Raw genomic sequence first — 22794 nt, 5'->3', positions numbered from 1 at the left:
GGCGGTTTTTTTTTAGCATTAAAAAACTTTGACAAAATTGACACCACAATCTTTTAAATTAACAAATATTAAAATTCATATTTTTAAAGATAGAATAACTGTAACGGATTATTTGCAGTAGCAATATTTTCTGATTCGGTTTTCTTAGAGGATTAAAAGTTCTTAAAATCCTTTCTTTTTCAGCATGAGATTTCTGTTTAGTCATCTCATTAATAATGTTTACATTTGCGCAAAATCAAATATATGTCAACAGCAGAAATTGTAAAAGATTCCCAATATTTTATCGACCTTGAAGACAAACACGGTGCTCACAACTACCACCCTCTTCCCGTGGTACTGGAAAAAGGAGAAGGTGTTTTTGTCTGGGATGTGGACGGTAAAAAGTATTATGATTTCTTATCCGCTTATTCTGCTGTCAATCAGGGACATTCTCATCCAAAAATTGTAGAAGCTTTAGTAGAACAGGCTAAAAAACTCGCTTTAACATCAAGAGCATTTTATAATTCCAGATTGGGAGAATACGAACAGAAGATTACTGATCTTTTTGGTTTTGATAAAGTATTACCCATGAACTCCGGGGCAGAAGCTGTGGAAACGGCAGTAAAATTAGCCAGAAAATGGAGTTATGAAATAAAAGGCATTGCTGAAAACGCTGCAAAAATTATTGTTTGCGAAAATAATTTCCACGGAAGAACCACTACCATTGTTTCTTTTTCAAATGATCCGGATGCCAATCACAATTATGGCCCTTTTACGCCTGGCTTCATTAAAATTCCATATAATGATCTTTCTGCATTAGAAGAAGTTCTCAGCCGAGAATCAGATACGATTGCGGCATTTCTTGTAGAGCCTATCCAGGGGGAAGCGGGGGTTTATGTTCCGGATAGCGGTTTTCTGAAAGACGCCTCTGAATTGTGTAAAAAATACAATGTTCTCTTTATTGCAGATGAAGTTCAGACGGGAATTGCAAGAACAGGGAAATTAATTGCATGTCATCATGAAGATGTTCAGCCGGACATTCTTATTTTAGGTAAGGCTCTTTCCGGCGGAATGTACCCCGTTTCAGCGGTATTGGCTAATAATGAAATTATGAATGTCATCAAACCCGGCCAGCACGGTTCTACATTTGGCGGAAATCCTATTGCCTGTGCAGTAGCAGTCGCGGCACTGGATGTTGTACAGAAAGAAAAACTCTCCGAGAGAGCGGAAGAGCTTGGTAAATTATTCCGTTCTGAAATTGAAAAACTAATAGAAAAAACAAGTCTCATTACCAAAGTAAGAGGAAAAGGTCTTCTGAATGCTATTTTAATCAACGATACTCCGGAAAGTTCTACAGCCTGGAATATCTGTTTACAATTAAAAGAAAACGGATTACTCGCCAAACCGACCCACGGAAATATCATCAGGCTTGCGCCACCTTTAGTCATTACTGAAGAACAACTTTTAGACTGTGTGAAAATCATTGAAAAAACCATCCTTTCATTTCAGTAGAAATGGCACTTACTCTTGCAGTCATTACTTACAATGAAGAAGATAATATTGTAAGATTGCTTAATGCCGTTAAAGATACAGTTGACGAAATTGTTATCGTAGACAGCTATTCAACGGACAGAACAAAAGAAATTTGTCTTCATGATTATCCGGATATCAAATTTCATGAAAGAAAATTTAACGGATATGGAGAACAGAAAAATTATGCCCTCAGTCTTTGCTCTAAACCATGGGTACTTTTTCTGGATGCAGATGAAGTTCCTGATGAAAAGATGCTCCAATCTATACGAAACATTGTCTCTTCCGGAAATACGGAATATTGTGTTTATAAGGCTAAATTTTTAAATTATATAAGCATTAATCTGATCAGATTCGGAGGCTGGGGAAATGTATGTAAGGAAAGGTTATTCAAAAGAGATTGTGCAAAATATTCTGACGATAAAGTACATGAATTTCTGATTACCGTTAAAAAAGCGGGAATTTTAGAAGGAAAATTAAATCATTACACTTACAAAAGTATTCATCATCACATTTCTAAAATCAATATCTACTCTGATATGATGGCAGAAAAGATGTTTGAACGTGGTAAAAAGTATCAGAACTTTAAAATTATCGTCAGTCCTGTTTACGAATTTATAAAAGTTTATCTATTTAAATTTGGTTTTTTGGACGGCTTTGCAGGTTTCTATGTAGCCAAAACAATGTCATATTATACATTTTTAAAATACATAAAACTGCGCGAGAAAATCAGGCTCATTGAAATCAGAAAAAAATATGGCGAATGATGAAGATTCTGTATTTGATTTTCCCAGTACTTCTTTTTGTTGTATTTTATTTTCGGTTGTATCTTTTTCTTTTTCCTAAAAACCGCCTGATCATTCTGATGTATCATCAGATCGCGGAAGAAAGCACTGAAGATCTGATAGTAAGCCTGAAAAACCTTGAGAAACAATTTGAATATTTAAACAGGAAAAAATATACCTCAAAATTTTTCAGTGAGCTGAACACACCTTCACCAAAAAGCATCATTATTACTTTTGATGACGGTTACAAAAACAATGAAACATATCTTCCTTCTTTGTTAGAAAAATATAAGCTGAAAGCAACCATATTTATTCCTACAGAATTTATTCAGAAAGGGTATAAAAATAATGTGATGATGACTTTTGAAGAGATCCGCCAACTGAACAGGAAGTATTTTGATATAGCTCTTCACAGCCATTCTCATCAAAACTTCAGAAATATTTCTGCCGGTTTCATAGAAAACGATCTTGAAAAAAATATGCAGATTCTCGACGAAGAAAAAATAGAATATTCAAAAGTTCTGGCGTACCCGTACGGAAAATATCCTAAGAAAAATCCCGGAAAACAGGCTCTATTTTCAGTTTTGAAACATCTGAATATTATTTATGCCGTAAGAATCGGTAACAAAATCAATTACTTCCCCACCCAGAAACCTTATGAATTGTGCAGAATAGACATAAAGGGAACAGACACACTGATACATTTCAAATTAAAACTTATCTTTGGAAGATTAAAAATGTTTTAGGAAAGATAAATTAATTGGAATGGCAGAACAGGTTATGATGAATGTAAGCGGTTTAATCATAACGTATAACGAAGAAAAAAACATTCAGGAAGTGCTGGAGTGCTTTGATTTCTGTGATGAAATTATTGTAGTAGATTCTTTCAGCACAGACAAAACGATAGAAATCGCACAGCAATTTTCTAAAGTAAAAGTAATTCAAAATGCGTTTGAGGATTTTACAAAGCAAAGAAATATTGCTTTGGATGCCGCAAAAAATGATTGGGTATTGTTTCTGGACGGAGATGAGAGAATCACCGCGCCTTTAAAAAAAGAAATTTTGAAGGAATTAAAAAAGCCGGTGCAGAAGGATGCCTATTATTTTTACAGAAAATTCTATTTTGCAGGCAAACCCATCCATTATTCAGGAACACAAACCGATAAGAATTTCAGGCTTTTCAGAAAGTCAAAAGCCCGATATATCAGCGGAAAAAAAGTTCATGAAACACTGCACGTTAACGGAACGACAGGAACGATGAAGAATAAACTTCTCCACTTTTCCGTTAGTGATTATGAATCCTATAAATCAAAAATGATTCATTACGGAATTCTGAAAGGACAGGAACTGGCAGCAAAGGGAAGAAAATACAGTCTCGCAGCACAGTATTCAAAAACAGCTTTTAAATTTTTTAAGGCATACATTTTGCGTTTAGGTATTCTTGACGGAAAAGAAGGCTACCAGCTTTCCTATCTACAGTCCTTAAGTGTTTTTGAAACTTATGAATCATTAAAAAAGGAGCAACTGACTGAATGAAAATCTGTGTAATTAGTTTCGATTTCTGGGGATATGACCACTATATAGTTGATGCTTTACGTTCTAAAAATATAGATGCCCATCACATTAAAATTGCCGATGTAACCCATTCTAATTTTAGTGAGAGGGCGAAGAATGCCGTAAGCAAAATTTTTCTCAACAAAAATCTGAAAACGGAAAAAAGACAACGGTTTGTCACCGATTCTCTTCAGCAGCTGGGGCATCAGGATCAGATCCTTGTAATGAATCCGGATACTTTTGATCTGTCTACTCTTCAGGAAATCAGAAAATATACCAGCCGCCTTATTACCTATCTTTATGACAGCCTGGACCGCGTAGTCGTTGATAAGGAAAAATTGGATCTTTTCGATAAAATTTTTTCATTTGATATTGCCGATGTGGAAAAATATGGCTTTGAAAAACTCACCAATTATATATACCTTTCATTTTGTCCCTGTGAAAACCAGCATCCTGAGATGGATCTTTTTTATATAACTTCTTACGATAATAAAAGAGTAGAATTCATTAAACAGCTTACCAAAAGGCTGTTTCAGCTGCAATCTAAATTTCAGATTATTGTTATCGGGAAAAAGGGCTGGAAACATCAGCTGAAAAACGCATTCATTAAAATACCGGAAAATCTGCACATCCTATTCAGCATTAAAAAAATAAGTCATAAAAAACTTCCCGAATATTATAAAAATTCGCGAGCTTTGCTTGATCTTACCCGTGAAAATCAATATGGACTGAGTTTCAGGGTGTTTGAAGCATTGGCTTTAGAAAAGAAAATCATTACGGATAATGAACTGATCAAAAGGTATGATTTTTATAACCCTCAGAATATTCTGGTTTTAAACGAAACATGCAGTAATCTGGAAAAATCTTTTTTTGAGACACCTTACGAAAAAGTTCCGGAAGAAATTTATTACAGCTACACCCTGGAACATTGGACGGATAAAGTGTTCGGGCTCAACAAAAAAACTTAATCATGGGAATTATAAAGAGAATTAAAAAACACTTTAAAAGAAAAGAAAAACTCAAAATTCTAAATACACAGGAGATTATTAACATAACCTCTTTTGACCTCTCAAAAAAAACCATTTTATTTGCATCCAGAGATATTCCTTCCCATGATAAGGATTCCGGATCCAACAGGCTCAAAGAAATTATCCTGATTTATAAAAAGATCGGTTTCAATTGTATTCTTTTCTCACCTCACATTTTTGAAGACGATCCTTATGTGAAATTTTATAAAGAGCATGGTGTGATTGTATTCACGGAAAACAACAAATACAAAACCCTCTATGAATTTCTTAATGACTTTAAAAAAGTAGACTTTATATGGTTCAACGGGCCATTGGCACTGAATCTGTTTTACCGGAAAATAAAAAATATCCTGCCTGCTGCAAAATTCATCTATGATATGGTGGATATTCATTTTTTACGATATAAGAGAGCGATCGAGATTGAACCGAACCGTATTTCATTAAAGAAAAATTACAAGCACTTTTATCGTCTGGAAACGGTTGTTGCGCCGCAGCTGGATTACATGATTGCTATTTCCGATAAAGAAAAAGAGATCATGCGAAAGTATGCTGATGAAAGGAAAATCCTTACCATTTCAAATATACATTATCCTAAAATTGATGTTTCGGAAAGGAATAATTTTGCGTCAAGCAAAGGGATTGTATTCATCGGTTCGATTCACGAACCCAATATTGATTCGGTAAAATTTTTATATGAAAAAATAATGCCTCTGGTCTGGAAAGAAAATCCGGAGCTTGAAGTAAACGTTATCGGAAATGTGGCAGATAAGCTTGATCTGAAGCTATACCCGAAATTCAAATTCTTAGGATTTGTGGAAAGTATTGAGCAGCATTTCATGACATCTAAATTGATGGTAGCACCACTAAGATTCGGGGCAGGTGTTAAGGGCAAAATAGGCCAGGCCTTTGAATATTTTTTACCTGTTGTAACTACTGATATCGGTGCTGAAGGCATGCAGCTGGTCAACAAAAAAAATGTTCTGATAGCCAATGACGAAAAATCATTTGCAGAAGCCATCATCCAACTGAATAATGATGAAACCCTGTGGAATACCCTTAGTGAAAACTCGGTGGACAGCCTTCGTCCTTTTTCAACCGAAGCAGTAAACGAAACCCTGAAAAAAATTATTTAACATGAACCTTTCAGTAAGCATTATTGTTCCTTGTTACAATGCTTCGCATTACATGCATGAAGTACTTTTAAGCATTCAGAATCAGACTTATAAAAACATTCAGTGCATTCTGATCAATGACGGAAGCACGGACAATACGCTGGAAATTATTAAAAATTTTCCTGATGAAAGATTTGAAATATATGATCAGCAGAATAAAGGGCTTTCTGATACAAGGAATTTCGGGCTGGAAAAAGCTAAAGGGGATTTTATTTTTTTCTGTGACAGTGACGATCTCCTTCCTCCAAAAGCTATCGAAACCCTCGTTTCGGTTTATACCGGTAAAGAAGATATTATCGTTGGAAAAACAGCAACCTATTCATGGGACAGAAAAGAAAACATCTCATCGTTGCCCCATCCATCCGAAAAGCAATTGATTGCCAATGAGCACTCTGAAGTTCTTATCAAAAATATGACCGAAGGTTTAAGCCCTATCGCACAGAACAAGCTATACAGAAAATCATTTATCCGGGAAAATCATCTGAAGTTTTTGAGCGGGATCTATCATGAAGATGAATTGTGGTTTTTCGAAACCATGTTCAGGGCAAAAAACATAACATTCATTCCTGAAATCACTTATCTGTATACCGTTGACAATGCGCAGTCGATCACCAAAAAGAAAAGCGATAAAAACCTCCTGGGCTATCTGAGTGTTATTAAGACCATTTATAATAATTACTATATTAAATATCCGAATAATAATATCAGTGCCTATTATATTGCTTATCTGAAAAAAATAATTATCGGAAACTTTAAAAATGATTCCAACTATTCCGATGCTGCAGTGCGGGAAATGGAAAAGACATTTAAGGAAGTAAATCCCGAGTTCAATGATGCAATTAACCTGAAAAACATTGAGAAATTTTATTTTAAATATCTGAATACAATCAGTTTAAAAGATCCTGACACGATAAAAAAAGAATATTTCAACAGTCCGGTCAACAGCCTTAGAAAACATTTCAGAATCATCATGTTCCGTCTTTTCAATTCAAATTTAAAATGATAAAAAAGGAAAAATTTCTTTTGATAATGCCTGATTATTCAGATTTTCCACAGCTTTTTGTTGATAATCTTAAAAAAGCAGGCTTTGAACCTTTTCTTATTACAGATAAGGTTTCGGAATTTAAATACAGAGGATTCGAAAGTATTAAAAACTTTTTTATCAAAAATATTTTCAGGGATAAGAGCTATAAGCAAAACCTCATCAATCGTCATTTTAAGGAAGAACTGGGTCACCAGCTTTCCGCAATAGAAGGAAAACTGGATTATATTCTGGTGATACGTCCTGATAATTTTCCGGTTTCATTCATAAAAAAACTGAAAGAAAGAACGTCGAAACTGATCGCCTACCAGTGGGACGGGATTGAAAAGTTTCCTGAAGTAAAAAAATATTTCAATTTATTTGATACTTTCTTCTGTTTTGAAGAAGTAAGAAACCAGCACAATATCAAGCAGATCACTAATTTTTACTTTGATCATCTTCCTCCGTTTTACAAACCATACAATACTGAAAATCCCAATCTTTATTTCGTTGGACTGTATTGGAAAAGCAGGGAAGAAAAAATCGACAGATTTATTGATGAGGTTTCCGGTTCTAACGTACATCTTTCAATATTCATTCAGTATTTTAAAGAACCTGAACGTAAAAACAGCAAAATCACTTACATTAAAGACAGGATCACTTTTGAGAAAAACCTGGAGCATGTGAAAAATTCAGACATTCTCCTGGATTTTGTTGATCCTTTACATAACGGGCTTTCCATAAGGTTTTTCGAAGGGCTTTATTATCAAAAAAAGGTAATTACCGATAATGTTATGGTAAAAAACTACGACTTTTATCATCCTGATAATATCTTTATCGTTGAAAACAACAATTATAAAAACATCGAGCTGTTTTTGAAAAAACCTTATCATAAACTCCCTGAGGAAATTGTGGAAAAGTATGGCTTTAGCAATTGGATCCGGGAAATTATAAAATAATCACAGCTTTATTTGAATCCTAAATATTCGAACATACTTTTAATATTTTGCTCCTGCTGTTTTACAGAAAATTTTTCGAGAGGCTGGGTGCTGTTTTGGTGAAGCGCATTCCAGAGTTTTTCATTGTGGTAAAGTTCCAGGATTTTATCTGCAAAATGTTCTGCATTATTTCCCGATACCAAAGCGGTCACTCCATCCACAAGACCCATTCCTTCTGCACCGATCTCCGTTGTTACTACGGGCAGGGAAAATTCCAGAGCCTGGCCTATTTTACCTTTAACACCAGCTCCGTACCTCAGCGGTGCTACAAAAATTCTTGAGTTTTCAAACCAGTAATCAACACTTTTCTGATATCCCAGAATACAGAAGCGGTCTGAATTATATTGTTGTTTTATTTCCTCAGGAAAATCCGGTCCGAGTATATTAATTTTAATTGAAGCATCTTTAGCCCAAACTAAAGGCATTATGTTTTCATATAAGAATTTTACGGCATCCATATTAGGCATATGGTAAAAACCGCCTATAAATAAAAGGCCTTCTCTTTGAGAATATGCTACTTCCTGAGTCTTCACCGGCTCATGAATATTACTTACAGTAAATATTTTCTCATTCTGAATACCCTGGCCGGAAACAATTCTCTTTTCCTCATCACTGATGGAAACGACAACATCTGCTGTCTTCATGGCAGCATATTCAGTTTCCCGAAAGAATTTCATTTCTTTTTTACGGTCTTTTGTGATGGCGATATATTCATTTTCCCTCTCCATTCTCAGATAATGAAGGTCTACCATATCATAAATTATTTTCTGTCCGGCAAGTTTTTCCTGAATCATTTTATACCAAAAGTCAAAACCCGTCGGTCTGAAGATCCATACAATATCTACAAATTGAAGCGCTTCCTGCACCTGATCTTTAACTTTTACTATTCTATCCTGTGCATTGACAAAATCTTTACAGACTTCAACACCGATGCCTCTGAAAAAATTCACATATACATCATCTTCGTCGTTAAGCTGTTTTACCGCTAAAATTATTCTGTGTTGATTTTTCTGAAGAATTTTTATGATTTCCAAAAATCTCCTGGAACCGGAATCTTTATCCGGCTTCGGAATAAGTTCTTCAAGAATCAGAACGTTTGGCTTTTTATAAAAAGCATTGAGATTATTGGTATTTCCTTTATCAAGAAATCTTGTATTGGTAAAATATTGATTCCATCTGCTCATAAAGATTTCCCTGTTCTTCTGAAGCAGCAGTTCTTTACCATTGTCTTTGCCTGTGTAAGATATATTTTCAAAATGAATAATTTCGGAACCCGGCTGATAATAAATATCCAGACCCTGCTCATACTTCAAACGCTGGCAAAGATCGGTTTCTTCATAATAAGCAGGCAGAAAAGCCTCATCCAGAAGATTAAGATTTCCGCTACCGTCTACTCTTTTAAACAATAAACTGCATCCGGAACAATAATCTACCTTTCTTAAAAAATTATATTTTGGAGTATCAATCGCCTCACATCTTCCCAGGTTTACAATTTCTGTATTTTCAAAAATAAGACAGCCTGCTTCCTGCAGCGTATTATCCGCGAAAATCATTTTAGAACCTACGGCTCCAACGTTATCTTTATTACTGAAAACATTCAGAAGGCTGGACAAATAATTTTCCTGAACTTCAACGTCGTTGTTCAGCAGGTAGACATATTCTCCTTTTGCCGCATGAATGCCCTTATTAACATTTCTGAGGAAACCAAGGTTTTCCGGGTTATCAATAACGGTTATTCCGTTAATCTTTTTTAAATATTCTAAAGTATGATCTGTACTTTTATCATTGATGATGATAATTTCCTTTTGAATATCACGGTCAAACTGATCGATGGTGTAAAGGCAGTTTAAGGTGTATCTTATCTGGTTGTAAACGGGGATAATAATGGAAACTTCAGGATTTTCGCATTTGGTAAAATTAAAAACATAGTTCTCAAAAAAATCTAAATCATAATGATTAATCTTAAGTTTTCTCTTATTCTTAATAAAATTACGATCCTTGATTTTATTTTTAAAAAATCTTTTAATTCCCATTTTTAATTTATTATTTTGTCCCGCCTTTTCCGGCTAACGAAAATAAGCATTTATTATGAGAGACAAAAAAAACATTATCAAAGCAGGCTATCTCCTATCTTATGATTACTCTTATATTTTTACTTCTGTAAAACAAATTTATGATCACGTAGACCGTATTGTTATCAGCTATGACGAAAACAATAAAACATGGGCAGGCAATGATATATATATTCCGGAAAGCTTTTTTTCAGAAATAAAAAGTCTCGATACGCAGCATAAAATCATATTGTACAAAGATAAATTCTACATTGAAGGTACTGCTCCGATGGATCTCGAAACAAGGCAAAGAAATATGATGGCCGAAAAAATGGGTAATGGCGGATGGCATATGCAAATTGACGGTGATGAATATGCTTATGACTTTAAAAAGCTCTCTCAATTTTTAAGAAAACACCAATATCTTTTAGCACATCCGGAAAAAAATCCTATCAATTTTCAGGTAGATTGGGTAACCTTATTCCGGCATGATGAAAGTGGTTTTTATATTATTGAACCATTTGAAGAAAAATGCTTTCTTATCACCAACTATCCAAAATACAATTATGCCAGAAGAACCAATACCGGACGAACATTGTCACTCGAATATCGTCTCATTCATCAGTCATGGGCAAGAGATGAAAATGAAATCCTTGAAAAAATAATGAACTGGGGACACAAAAATGATTTTGACACTATGAAATTTTTTGAATTCTGGAAAAGCATCCGTTCCGAAAACCATACTGAATTCATTGATTTCCATCCGCTTTCTCCTTCAGACTGGCATCAGCTTTCCTTTTTTCCTGCAGAAAATATTGATGATTTTATAAAAGCATTTGAAAAGAAGTTTCCGCAACCGGAACTTAAGCTTAACCTTTCAGCTACCAAGAAAATGAAACTTTGGCTGAAAAGTCTGTTTTAAAAAAGGCTGTCACAATTCCGGACAGCCGTTTTTTATTTACTAAAGATTAATTTCTGTCATATTCATCCTCAATCCTCACAATATCATCTTCCCCGAAATAAGTCCCGGTCTGCACTTCAATAAATACAACAGGCTTATCGGACAGATTCATCATTCTGTGCTTTGCACCAAGAGGGATGAAAATACTTTCTCCATATTTTAAACTGATCTCTTTATCATCCAGAACCACCGTAGCATCACCTTCGATAATGGTCCACTGCTCCTGTCTTTTATGATGGTACTGGTAAGAAAGCTTCTGCCCCGGATTCACTTCAATTCTTTTCAGTTTGTAATTCGGTTCATCTGCCAATACATAATATTTTCCCCAAGGTCTCTCCCCTATTTCTAACATAATTTAAGGCTTTTTTTATTATACAAAAGTAAATATTCGGATCAAAAAAGCAAGCAAACCATCTATTAAACATTCTTAAAACCGTATATTTTTAAGTAAATTTGCATAAAATTAAATTGAAAATGGAGAAAGTAAGAGTACGTTTTGCTCCAAGTCCTACGGGACCATTACATTTGGGGGGCGTAAGAACCGCATTATATGATTATCTTTTTGCTAAAAACCAGGGTGGTGAATTTGTATTGAGAATTGAAGATACCGACACCGCCAGATATGTTGAAGGTGCAGAAGAATATATCGAAGAAGCTTTGGAATGGTGCGGGATTATAGCCGATGAAAGCCCTAAAAAAGGAGGAAAATTTGCTCCGTACCGACAGTCTGAAAGAAGAGATATTTATGACCGGTATACGGAACAGATCCTGAAAACGGATTATGCCTATATCGCTTTCGACACTGCGGAAGAACTGGATGCCATCCGTGCAGAATACGAAACCAGAGGTGATGTCTTCTCTTATGACAACAGAACAAGAAACCAACTAAGAAACAGCCTGGCTCTTTCTGAAGAAGAAGTAAAGAGGCTGCTCGACGAAAATACACCGTATGTGGTAAGATTCAAAATGCCGGTAGACAGAACGCTGAACCTTGAAGACATTATCCGTGGAAAGTTCTCTGTTAATACCAATACTTTAGATGATAAAGTTCTGGTAAAAAATGACGGAATGCCAACCTATCATTTTGCCAACATCATCGATGACCACGAAATGGAAATTTCCCATGTGATTCGTGGTGAAGAATGGCTGCCATCTTTAGGTCTGCATACTTTATTATATGAAGCAATGGGTTGGGAAGCTCCACAGTTCGCACATCTTTCTTTGATATTAAAACCTGAAGGCAAGGGTAAACTGAGTAAAAGAGACGGCGATAAATTCGGATTTCCTGTATTTCCGTTAAATTTTACGGATCCTGTTACAGGGCATATTTCTAAAGGATACCGGGAAAGCGGATATCTTCCGGAAGCATTTATCAATATGGTAGCTCTTTTAGGATGGTCGCCTGCAGATGATAAAGAAATTTTATCCCTGGACGAAATGGCAAAAGAATTTGATTTAAATAAAGTTCATAAAGCCGGTGCGAGATTCAGCAAAGAAAAAGCAGAATGGTTCAACCATCAGTATATCCAGCAAAAATCTGATCAGGAATTGCTTGAAATTTTAAAAAAATCAGGTTTTAGCACAACGCTTTCAGATGAAAAATTACTTAAAATAATTTCCTTAATGAAAGAAAGGTTAACGTTTGTAGAAGATCTTACCCTTGATAACGAAAAAGGAAAATTTTTCTTTGAAGCACCTGTTTCTTATGATGAAAAAGCCTCAAAAAAAGCATGGAATGATCAAACTTCTGCTATTTTAGGGGAATTGGCTTCTCATTTGGAAAGCACGGAATTTAATGCTGAAAACCTGAAGCAGGCCATGCATGATTTCGCGGAAAACAAAGGTCTGGGAATGGGTAAAGTGATGATGCCTCTGCGTCTGTCTTTAGTAGGAGAACTAAAAGGTCCGGACGTTCCGGATATCATGGAACTTCTTGGAAAAGAGGAAACTATCTCCAGAATAAACAATGCAATTAATAATTTTAAATAGATTCATATAATTTTTCATAAATTTGAAAGATTTAATTTACTTCAAGAAATGGAATATTTAAGTTTCGAACTTCCTATAAAAGAGCTAATGGATCAACTTCAGACCTGTTCTTTAGTAGGAGAAGAAAGTGGTGTTGATGTAAAATTAGCATGTAGCCAAATCGAGGATAAGATTTTAGAAAAGAAAAAAGAAATCTACAGTAATCTTACGCCTTGGCAGAGAGTACAACTGTCCCGTCACCCGGATCGTCCTTACGCATTAGATTATATCAACGGAATGGCGGATAAAGGCAGCTTCCTTGAACTTCACGGAGACAGAAATTTCGCTGATGACCCGGCAATGGTAGGTGGCTTACTTACACTGGACGGACAGAAAGTGATGGTAATCGGTACTCAGAAAGGAAGAACTACAAAAGAAAGACAACACAGAAGGTTCGGAATGCCGAATCCTGAAGGATACAGAAAAGCGCTTCGACTGATGAAACTTGCTGAAAAGTTTCAGATTCCGGTGGTAACTTTGGTAGACACACCGGGAGCTTATCCCGGACTGGAAGCTGAAGAAAGAGGCCAGGGTGAAGCCATTGCAAGAAACATTTTTGAAATGGTTCAGCTTAAAACGCCGATCTTTACTTATATCATCGGCGAAGGTGCCAGTGGCGGAGCACTAGGAATTGGTGTAGGAAATAAAGTATACATGCTGGAAAACACCTGGTATACGGTAATTGCACCGGAAAGCTGTTCATCCATCCTTTGGAGAAACTGGGATCACAAGGAAGATGCAGCCAATGCTTTGAATCTTACCCCGAAAGATGCTTTAAGAGAAAAATTCATTGACGGTATTATTGAAGAACCTCTTGGAGGAGCACATTATGATCCGGCAGGCACTTTCCAGAATCTGAAGACTTCGATTTTACAGAACATCAAAGCCTTCTCAAAATTCACAGGACAGGAACTTGAAACCCAAAGACAGGATAAATTCATTGCCATGGGGCAATTTAAAGGATAACATAAAAAAGCCGGCTAAGAAATTTCTTAACCGGCTTTTTTTATGATATGCTTTTAATCTTCTCTGAGGTTCAACTCGATTTCAATATCTTTATTGATCTTTTTTAAGGATGAGTACTTTGCATCGCAAACCATTGTTGTAAGAATGTATTCTCCTTTTTCAACCAGCAGAAAATTCTGTCCGTTTGCGGGAACATCAAGATTATAATATTTTTTTCCGTTGATTTTTACGATAAGATTGCACTTCGATCTATTTTTGATATTGATGTATGCTTCTTTATCCATGGGATCATTATTAAACATATGGGTAAGCATTGCTGCCGTTTTTTTGTGCTGCTCACTTGCTCCCGATTTTTTACTGGTAGCTCCCGTAACACTGGCGTAATTCACAGTTCTTTCAGGCGTTGCCGCACCCGTATTAGCAGCTATGGCTTTCCCTTTGTTAAGATTATTGTTATCAATCACCATCTGTTTGATCTTATCTTCACTTAACGTTTTTATCGTTGGCTTAGCCTCCGGAGAATTATTTGCCATGACGATCTGCATAAGTTTTCTTTTGAAATAATCCGTTTTGGCGTGTCCGGGATTCTGCTTAAGGAATCCTGCAACAACTCTGGCTTCAGCAGTACTTTCTGCATCACTTTCAGTATAAATGATAACCGTTTCCTTTTCAACAATGGCTTTTGATTTTGCCTTTTTCTTTTTCTGTGAAAAACCAAGGGTAAATATGCATAAAAATATGAGGAGAAATATTTTTTTCATTAAAGAGACATTTAAAAATTTATTAAATAATATAAATAACGCAAAAAGTCATTTTTTAGTTTATCATTAAAATCATTATCTTTGCGCAGCTTTAAAAGTAAGCTAAAAATTAATACGAATCTTAAATAAAAAAAAAATAGATATTATGTCTTATACACCAGCTGCTGCAGACGTAGCAAAATTGAGAAACCAAACAGGTGCAGGTATGATGGACTGCAAAAAAGCTTTAGTAGAAGCTGAAGGAGATTTCGAAAAAGCAGTAGATATCCTTAGAAAAAAAGGACAGAAAGTAGCTGCAAACAGAGCAGACAGAGAATCTACTGAAGGGGCAGTGATCGCAAGAGTAAACGAAGACAACACGCTAGGTGCTGTTATTTCTTTAAACTGCGAAACTGACTTCGTTGGTAAAAACGAAGCTTTTATTGAACTGGCTTACGAACTTGCTGAAATGGCGATCTTTGCTGCTACAAAAGAAGAACTTTTGGCTACAGATTTCCACGGAATTACTGTTGCTGAAAAATTAGTTGAGCAGACAGGTGTAATCGGTGAAAAAATCGAAATCGGTGCATTCGAAAGAATTGAAGGGCCTTTCTTAGGAGCTTACATCCACGCTGGAAACAAAATCGCTGCTATCACTTCTCTTTCTGCTAATGTAGAAGGAGCTTCCGAAGCTGCTAAAGCTGTTTCTATGCAGGTAGCTGCTATGAACCCAATCGCTCTTGACGAAACTTCTGTTTCTCAGGCAACTATCGATAAGGAATTGGAAATCGAAAGAGAACTTCTTATTAAAGAAGGGAAACCGGAAAACATTATCGAAAACATCCTTAAAGGTAAAATGCAGAGATTTTACAAAGACAACACATTGGTACACCAGGCTTTCATTAAAGATGGAAGCATCACTGTTGCTGATTATGTAAAATCTGTAAATGCAGATCTTAAAGTATCAGGATTTGTAAGAGTAAGCTTATAATTCTATCCAGATTTAGAACATATAATCCCGGTGCTGGTCACCGGGATTTTTTATTTCCCAAATTATAAGATCTTTTGATACATTAAAAATATATTAAATATTCAGCAATCTTGCATTTTATACATCACACCCGTTAAATTTATATAAATAATTGATTTTTAATACTTACATTTGCATCCCTTATTGACAAAAATGAAAAAACTTCTACTAACTATTTGTACTTTTTTTTGTTTATTATGCAATGCGCAGCTTGATACGGACCACTGGTTTGCTCCTATGGCATCAAAAGTCGGAAACAGCGCACTGCAAGGTTACCTATATCTTTCTACAAACGAGACAACTCCCTTTAATGTTCAGATTTTCAATGACAATACATTATATACAACAGTACAGGTAAGCAAAGGTAACCCTGTGGAAGTAACAATTCCGGATTCTTTTCTCATCACCACTGATCAGCAGGATCTTTTCATCCCTAACTCTATGGGAATGTATGTGAAAGGACCTAAAAAGTTTTTTGCGAATTACAGATTTTCTCTTCAGAATCACGCAGAAATTATCACATCCAAAGGATTGGCTGGACTGGGAACTACTTTTTATGCAGGGATGGCTCCGAATAACAGTGATTCTCCGAATATAAGCGTGCCCATCATCAGTTCGACAATAGGTATTACAGCCACCGAAGACAATACAGCAGTAATCGTTTCCGGATATAATCCAAACGTTATTTTTTCCGATGGTTCTTCCACCCCCACAAAGACTTTCACGCTAAATAAGGGACAATCCTATATTATGGATGTACGTGCCGCAGACAGCCCGTTTAATCTTGACGGACTGATTGGTGCCAAAATAGTAGCCACAAAACCAATTTCCGTGACGAATGGAAATTTTAACGGAATGCATTATCCCGCGAACGGCCTTACCAATAATGACATCCTGATGGACCAGGCAGTGCCGGTAGACAGGCTTGGAAAAGATTTCGTAGTAGTAAAAGGCAACGGCTCCGGAAACTCACCAATGGAGTCAGCAATGGTAATTGCCACAGAAAACAACACCCAAATTACGGTTAATGGAGTCAATTTAGGGATCACTCTAAATGAAGGACAATATTATATGATCCCGAGCAGCAATTACATCAATCAGGGAAACGGAATATATAATATGGGAATTTCCACCAGTAAAAATGCTTATGTATATCAATTTTTGGCAGGAGTTTCCGGCGGAAACGAGTTTCCTACCGGAGGAATGAATTTTATTCCGCCTTTAAGCTGTTTCCTTCCCAATAAAATTGATGAGATCGGTTTTATTAATAAAATCGGAAACCAGGCATACAGCACAAGGCTCAACATCATTACCCAAACCGGCGCCAATGTCACTTTAAACGGAAACGCCATCAATGCGATATACGGTCCTGTTCCTGTGAACGGCAACCCAAATTGGGAAACCTATTCTATTCCAAGCGTTTCAGGAACCATTACGGTAAACTCCACTAAATCTGTTACAGCAGGAATTGCTGCCGGTAGTGGCGCCGTAGGATACGGTGGTTATTTTGCCGGATTTTCATCAGTGCCCGTTATTTCAAAAACCGGCGACTGCTACCTGGGAATTCTTTTGCAGGTGGACAACACCTATGATGCTTATCAATGGTACCTCAACGGAAATCCTATTCCGGGTGCAACCTCATATTCTATTAACCCTGAATTATACGGAGCAGGAACATACACCTGCCTCGTTACTAAAAATAACTGTGAGTCAAAATTAACTACCGGCTACAATTACACGCTGTGTCCACCCATTACGACAACAACCTATAATATCGGTTCATGCAATACCAAAGTTATTTCTCCTGCTTTTACAACATCGGCTCAGACGATAGTGCCTGCCAATACAAGTATTATTCTGGCACCAACTTCAGGAACAGCAACCGTAAATCCTGTAACAGGGCAAATCACCTATATACCTAATCCAGGTCTTACGGCAGACACCACAGATAGCTTTATTTACTATGCTGAAGGCAGCGGAAATCCTGCTGATTTTGAATATTTTAAAATTATTATCAATATAGATGTTTTACAAACGTCAAACGGATCATTAACATCGTGTACCGATTCAAACGGAAACGGAATATTTGATCTTACCTCAGTAAACGTTACTCCGGATTCCGGAACTACAGTTCAGTATTTTACCAATGCAGCATTAACCGGCACCCCGATAGCTAATCCTGCAAATTATAACAGCCCCGCAGGAACAGTTTATGCCAACGTTACCTCTCAGTACGGATGCACAAAGACTGCACAAATCACGTTAACAACTAATCCTTCACCTTCTGTAAATACTGGAAATTTCAATGCAACACTATGTGATGATAATTTTGACGGAATTGTGAATGTAAATTTTACAACAGTTACCTCCGCAATTGTAACCAATCCTGCTGTCGTTAACGTAAGATATTATCTTCAGCAGACAGATGCCAATGCAGGAAATACCAATAACCTGCCAGCCAACTGGAGTTATACTGCCAATACAACAGTATATGTTCGTGTAGATGCAGTTACAGGAAACTGCCCGCCTGCTTTCGGACAGATAAATTTTAAAATAGGCAACAGAATTACATTACTGGCTACTTCAGCAAACACAGACATCTGTGATAATGACATTAATGGCTCCGAAAGTGTAAATTTAAATGATTATAAAAACCTGTTTACCAATAATGCAGGTGTAACCCTAACATTCCACACTACGTTAGCCAATGCACAGGCCGGAACTAATTCTATATCTCCAGCACAGGTTATTACCGCATCTTCAACTATCTTTTATATAAGATTTACGAGCGCAACAGAGTGCCCAATCACAGGTGTTTTAACAATACTTTTAAAAGCTCCGAAAAAATCTGATGTTCTGAAAGATCAAATTGTCTGTGATGGAGAAAAAGTTATCTTAGATGCGGGTCCCGGCTTTACCTCTTACAAATGGAGTACAGGTGCAACAACACAAACCGTAAATGTGGGCACGGGAAGCTACTATGTAGATCTCGAATTCAACGGGTGTATATACCGTCAGACGGTAAATGTGACCACTTCAGCCTCTCCAACAATTACTAAAATTGAAGTATCAGGTTACAATGCAACAGTTTCCGTTTCCGGCGGAACACCTCCCTATCAATATTCTTTAAACGGAATTGATTATCAGACTTCTAATATATTTACAGGCTTATCAAGAGGCTTACACACCGCTTATGTTCTGGGTGCAGACCAATGCTCTCCCGTGATAAAAGAGTTTTTAGTTTTAAACCTGATCAATGCAATTACCCCAAATGGAGACGGGATTAATGATGTTATGAATTATTCAGATCTTAAAATTAAACAAAATGTTTCCATAGAAGTTGTAGACCGCTATGGAGCTCCTGTCTACAAGTCTTCTGATAAAAATTATATCTGGGATGGAAAGGTGAACGGGAGACCATTGTCTACGGGAACTTATTGGTACGTGCTGAAATGGACGGAGCCTGACACGAAATTACCGGTTTCCTATTCCGGATGGCTTTTAATTAAAAATCGTGAATAAAAACAACTTTTTAATGTTTTTTTAACAATATATTGAATAATAGTTTATTTTTGTAGAAATCATAATCCATACCATATGAAAAGATTTCTATTATCTTTCGTATTAATGCTTTTTGCAGTTAATACTTTTTTTGCACAGAGAGATACGGAACATTGGTTTGCACCGATGAAAAACAAAACAGGTTTAACCGGTGGTGCAAACAGCCAATCCATTTATTTCTCTACCGATTCCACGGTTCCTTTTGATGTGGATATTTACAATAACAACACCGTAATTGCTACCGTGAATATTGTTAAAGGAAGTCCTGTAATATACAATCTTCCTATAACCGCCGGAAACTCGAATATCGTTACATCACTCCAGGCTGATGCCTTCACACCGATCACTAAGGGCATTTACACAAAAGGCTCCAAACCTTATTATGCCAATTTTAGAATTTCGGTTCCAAGTCACGGCGAAGTTATAACCTCTAAAGGAAAAGCCGGAATCGGTAAAAAGTTTTATGCAGCAGCTGCACCGATCACGGATATCAGCGGAGGAGGTATTTACAACTTCACGACGGGAATCCTTGCAACAGAAAACAATACGGTTGTTACCGTTTCAGGATATTCTCCAAGTGTTGTATTTTCAAACGGCACTACGGGAGCTACCACTCCATCTATGTCTTTTACCCTTAATAAAGGACAATCTTATATTATCGAAGGAGTAGGAAACCAGTCCGGAAATGCCACCGGATTCATTGGGGCAAAAATTGAAGCCGACAAGCCTGTATCCGTAACCAATGGTAACTTTAACGGCCAGTTTGCATGGGGAGCTGTAGGGGGAAGTTCGGATATCATTATGGACCAATCCGTTCCGGTAGAACGATTAGGAAATGAATTTGTTTTGGTAAAGGGAAATGGTAACGTTTCCGCCCAGATGGAAGACGCCCTGATCATTGCTACTGAAAACAACACAGAAGTACGCATCAACGGCGGCCCGGTAGTAGCAACCCTTAATGAGGGACAATTTTACAGAGTAAACGGTCCCAATGCCGGAGCTCCCGCCAATAACGTTAATTATATCAATCAGGGTAACGAACATTATAACATGTACATTAAAACTTCTAAAAATGTATATGTTTACCAGCTTCTTGCAGGTTTAGCAACCAGTATTGCAACTTTAGGATATAATTATATTCCGCCTTTGAACTGCTTCTTACCGCGAAAGATTGATGAGATTGCTTTAATCAATGACCTGAATGGCGTTTCAAATGATATTAAATTAAATATACTTACAGAAGCTGGAGCTACTGTTACCTATACCGTCGGAGCAGGAGCTCCGGTTACACCAACTGCAGCACAGGGTCCATATCCTGTGCAGGGAACTTCAGCATGGGTATCCTACTCCATTGCAGGACTATCCGGTAATATTACGGTAAACTCTACAAAAGCAGTAACAGCAGGTATTGCAGGAGGAAGCGGAGTTGTTGGATATGGAGGATATTTTGCAGGATTTTCATCTGTTCCGGTAATTGCCAAACAAACCGGAGACTGTGTTCCGGGAATTGTTCTTGAAGTTGATGATAGTTTTGAGACCTATCAGTGGTTTTTAAATGATGTCGCAATTCCGGGTGCTACGCAAAATGTATATACTCCGACTCAGGCAGGAAATTATACGGTAAAAGTGACAATGGGAACTTGTCCTCCTGTAACCACTCCTATCTACAAGGTGTTCTCATGTGTAACCAATACGACAACCAGCCTCAATGTATGTGCTACTAAAGTAATTACACCTGCATTTTCATTCAACACAACACAGACTCCTGTGGCAAGCACTGTAACTATTCTTACTTATCCTGCACATGGAACAGCAACACTGAACCCTTCAACAGGGCAAATCACCTACATTCCGAATCCAGGCTATTTAGGTGCGGACACTATTGTTTATCAGTTCTGCGGTAACGCTACGGAGTTTATTGATTGTGAACATGTAACTTTAAATCTAAATGTTGTTCCTTTCATTTTAACCGATACCACCATTAAAGCATGCCAATATAACGGAAAAGGATTCTTTGATCTGACAACAGCTATTGTAACATTATACAATCCTGTCACCAAGAAATTCTACCCTACGCTGGCAGATCTTAATGCAGGAACCAACCTGATCACTAATCCAACCAATTATTTTTCGGCGGAAGGATTTGTATACGTACAGGTAACTACTAATGAAGGTTGTGTTGGAAATGCCAAAATAACACTAGCATTCTTCCCTTCGCCTGTAGTAACAGAAGCAACTTTAAGTGAGTGTTTCCTTGAAACTGATGAAGGTAAGGCAAAATTTGATCTTACTATTGCCAGCGTAACAACAGAAAGTCCGGTTACGAAAAAGTATTATCCTACATTTGTGGATGCAAGTAACGGAACCAACGAAATCCTGAACGCAGACACTTATATCTCCGGAAACGGGACTGCCTATGTGAGAGTTTACAATAGTAATCAGTGTTATTCTATTGCTAAGGTTAATCTGAAAGTTATTCCTCCGAAAAGATCTGCGATTCTTACTGATAAAATCATCTGTATCGACGGAAGAACCAATCTTGACGCCGGACCGGGATATGCTTCTTATGAATGGAATACCGGAGCAACCACACAGGTACTGGAAGGTGTTTCCGTAGGTGAATACTGGGTAATCCTTGAAGATAACGGATGCTTTGTAAAACAGATGGTATACGTGAAAAAAGCAGATACTCCGGTTATTAGTGAAATTGAAATATCAAATAATACGGTAACTGTTCATGTAACAGGAGGTAAAGGGCCTTATCAATATGCTGTAGATTCGCCAACCAACTGGCAGGATTCCAATGTATTCACCGGGCTTACAAGAGGACAGCACGTGTTCTATGTAAAAGATGCATACAACTGTACACCGGTTTCTGTTGAGATAACCGTACCAAACCTTATTAATGCAATTACCCCTAACGGCGATAATAAAAATGACTTTATCGATTATAGCGAACTTTCTTACAAAGACAATCTTTCATTTGTTGTTTACGACAGATATGGAAATAAGATATTCACAGGAGATAAATTCAATAATTACAAATGGGACGGGAAGCATTATGATAAAAAATTGATAACCGGAACATACTGGTATCATATTAATTGGAATGAACCTAATAAAGAAAAAACTCCAGTTAAATATACAGGTTGGATATTAGTGAAAAATATAGACTGATAAATACCAAATACATATATTTTGGCTGTCCTTGAGACAGCCTTTTTTATTTAAAATAACTGCTAATTAACACTGAACGACCTCATTTATTTCTAAAAAAATCTCGCAATATACAAAAATATTAATGACTTTGATGTAGTACTATTTATTATCAATCAAACGAAATAACGAATTTAACAATTATATGAATATTGTGGTATTAATTATATAGTT

At 36.7% G+C, this 22794-nt stretch carries 17 protein-coding genes; 14 read left to right on the top strand and 3 right to left on the bottom strand.

Annotated features, from left to right (window positions below; all coding sequences use genetic code 11):
* Positions 1 to 243 precede the first annotated feature (243 nt).
* Genes rocD through ODE14_RS16205 form a run of 8 tightly spaced genes read left to right on the top strand, consistent with a single transcriptional unit; the run spans position 244 to position 8028 of the window.
* A complete protein-coding gene (gene rocD / locus ODE14_RS16240) occupies positions 244 to 1491 on the top strand; it encodes an ornithine--oxo-acid transaminase (protein WP_263602172.1) in 1248 nt (415 codons plus the stop codon).
* 2 nt (positions 1492 to 1493) lie between these two features.
* Complete coding sequence (locus ODE14_RS16235; RefSeq protein ID WP_263602171.1) at positions 1494 to 2276, top strand: glycosyltransferase family 2 protein; 783 nt, start codon at positions 1494 to 1496, stop codon at positions 2274 to 2276.
* Positions 2273 to 3040, top strand: a complete 768-nt coding sequence (locus ODE14_RS16230; RefSeq protein WP_263602170.1) for a polysaccharide deacetylase family protein — start codon at positions 2273 to 2275, stop codon at positions 3038 to 3040. The genes ODE14_RS16235 and ODE14_RS16230 overlap by 4 nt, the downstream gene beginning before the upstream one ends.
* A 19-nt stretch (positions 3041 to 3059) precedes the next feature.
* Positions 3060 to 3830, top strand: a complete 771-nt coding sequence (locus tag ODE14_RS16225; RefSeq protein WP_263602169.1) for a glycosyltransferase family 2 protein — start codon at positions 3060 to 3062, stop codon at positions 3828 to 3830.
* Positions 3827 to 4816: a hypothetical protein gene (locus tag ODE14_RS16220; RefSeq protein ID WP_263602168.1), complete on the top strand. Its 990-nt coding sequence runs from the start codon at positions 3827 to 3829 to the stop codon at positions 4814 to 4816. The genes ODE14_RS16225 and ODE14_RS16220 overlap by 4 nt, the downstream gene beginning before the upstream one ends.
* 2 nt (positions 4817 to 4818) lie before the next feature.
* Entirely contained in the window at positions 4819 to 6009 is a 1191-nt protein-coding gene (locus ODE14_RS16215; protein ID WP_263602167.1) for a glycosyltransferase, read from the top strand.
* Between the two features lies 1 nt (position 6010).
* Positions 6011 to 7051, top strand: a complete 1041-nt coding sequence (locus tag ODE14_RS16210) for a glycosyltransferase family 2 protein (RefSeq protein ID WP_263602166.1) — start codon at positions 6011 to 6013, stop codon at positions 7049 to 7051.
* A gap of 26 nt (positions 7052 to 7077) precedes the next feature.
* Complete coding sequence (locus ODE14_RS16205) at positions 7078 to 8028, top strand: hypothetical protein (RefSeq protein WP_263602165.1); 951 nt, start codon at positions 7078 to 7080, stop codon at positions 8026 to 8028.
* A gap of 8 nt (positions 8029 to 8036) precedes the next feature.
* Here the strand turns inward: ODE14_RS16205 and ODE14_RS16200 are convergent, their stop codons facing one another.
* Positions 8037 to 10100, bottom strand: a complete 2064-nt coding sequence (locus tag ODE14_RS16200; protein ID WP_263602164.1) for a glycosyltransferase — start codon at positions 10098 to 10100, stop codon at positions 8037 to 8039.
* A 55-nt stretch (positions 10101 to 10155) separates the two neighbouring features.
* Here ODE14_RS16200 and ODE14_RS16195 point away from each other — a divergent pair, with 55 nt between their 5' ends.
* Positions 10156 to 11040, top strand: a complete 885-nt coding sequence (locus ODE14_RS16195) for a hypothetical protein (protein ID WP_263602163.1) — start codon at positions 10156 to 10158, stop codon at positions 11038 to 11040.
* Between the two features lie 46 nt (positions 11041 to 11086).
* Here the strand turns inward: ODE14_RS16195 and ODE14_RS16190 are convergent, their stop codons facing one another.
* A complete protein-coding gene (locus ODE14_RS16190) occupies positions 11087 to 11431 on the bottom strand; it encodes a phosphomannose isomerase type II C-terminal cupin domain (RefSeq protein WP_248388643.1) in 345 nt (114 codons plus the stop codon).
* Between the two features lie 122 nt (positions 11432 to 11553).
* Here ODE14_RS16190 and gltX point away from each other — a divergent pair, with 122 nt between their 5' ends.
* Positions 11554 to 13068 carry a glutamate--tRNA ligase gene (gene gltX, locus ODE14_RS16185; protein WP_263602162.1) on the top strand — a complete coding sequence of 505 codons (1515 nt, stop codon included), beginning with the start codon at positions 11554 to 11556 and terminating at the stop codon, positions 13066 to 13068.
* 48 nt (positions 13069 to 13116) lie between these two features.
* The gene (locus tag ODE14_RS16180; RefSeq protein ID WP_248388647.1) at positions 13117 to 14073 is read left to right on the top strand and encodes an acetyl-CoA carboxylase carboxyltransferase subunit alpha; all 957 of its coding nucleotides are present in this window, start codon (positions 13117 to 13119) and stop codon (positions 14071 to 14073) included.
* Between the two features lie 53 nt (positions 14074 to 14126).
* Here ODE14_RS16180 and ODE14_RS16175 read toward each other — a convergent pair whose 3' ends face one another.
* Positions 14127 to 14834, bottom strand: coding sequence for a DUF6759 domain-containing protein (locus tag ODE14_RS16175; protein WP_263602161.1), 708 nt, complete (start codon positions 14832 to 14834; stop codon positions 14127 to 14129).
* 145 nt (positions 14835 to 14979) lie between these two features.
* Between ODE14_RS16175 and tsf the strand changes: the two genes are divergently transcribed.
* The 3 genes from tsf to ODE14_RS16160 all read left to right on the top strand — a co-directional run bounded on the left by tsf (position 14980) and on the right by ODE14_RS16160 (position 22581).
* The gene (tsf, locus tag ODE14_RS16170) at positions 14980 to 15804 is read left to right on the top strand and encodes a translation elongation factor Ts (RefSeq protein ID WP_263602160.1); all 825 of its coding nucleotides are present in this window, start codon (positions 14980 to 14982) and stop codon (positions 15802 to 15804) included.
* Between the two features lie 192 nt (positions 15805 to 15996).
* Entirely contained in the window at positions 15997 to 19365 is a 3369-nt protein-coding gene (locus ODE14_RS16165) for a T9SS type B sorting domain-containing protein (protein ID WP_263602159.1), read from the top strand.
* 75 nt (positions 19366 to 19440) lie between these two features.
* Entirely contained in the window at positions 19441 to 22581 is a 3141-nt protein-coding gene (locus tag ODE14_RS16160) for a gliding motility-associated C-terminal domain-containing protein (protein WP_263602158.1), read from the top strand.
* Positions 22582 to 22794 lie beyond the last annotated feature (213 nt).

The organism is Chryseobacterium sp. PET-29 (genome assembly GCF_025736815.1).
Classification (GTDB): Bacteria; Bacteroidota; Bacteroidia; order Flavobacteriales; family Weeksellaceae; genus Chryseobacterium; species Chryseobacterium nepalense.
Note: the sequence above shows the minus strand (reverse complement) of the source record. Positions and strands in the feature narration are given on the sequence as shown.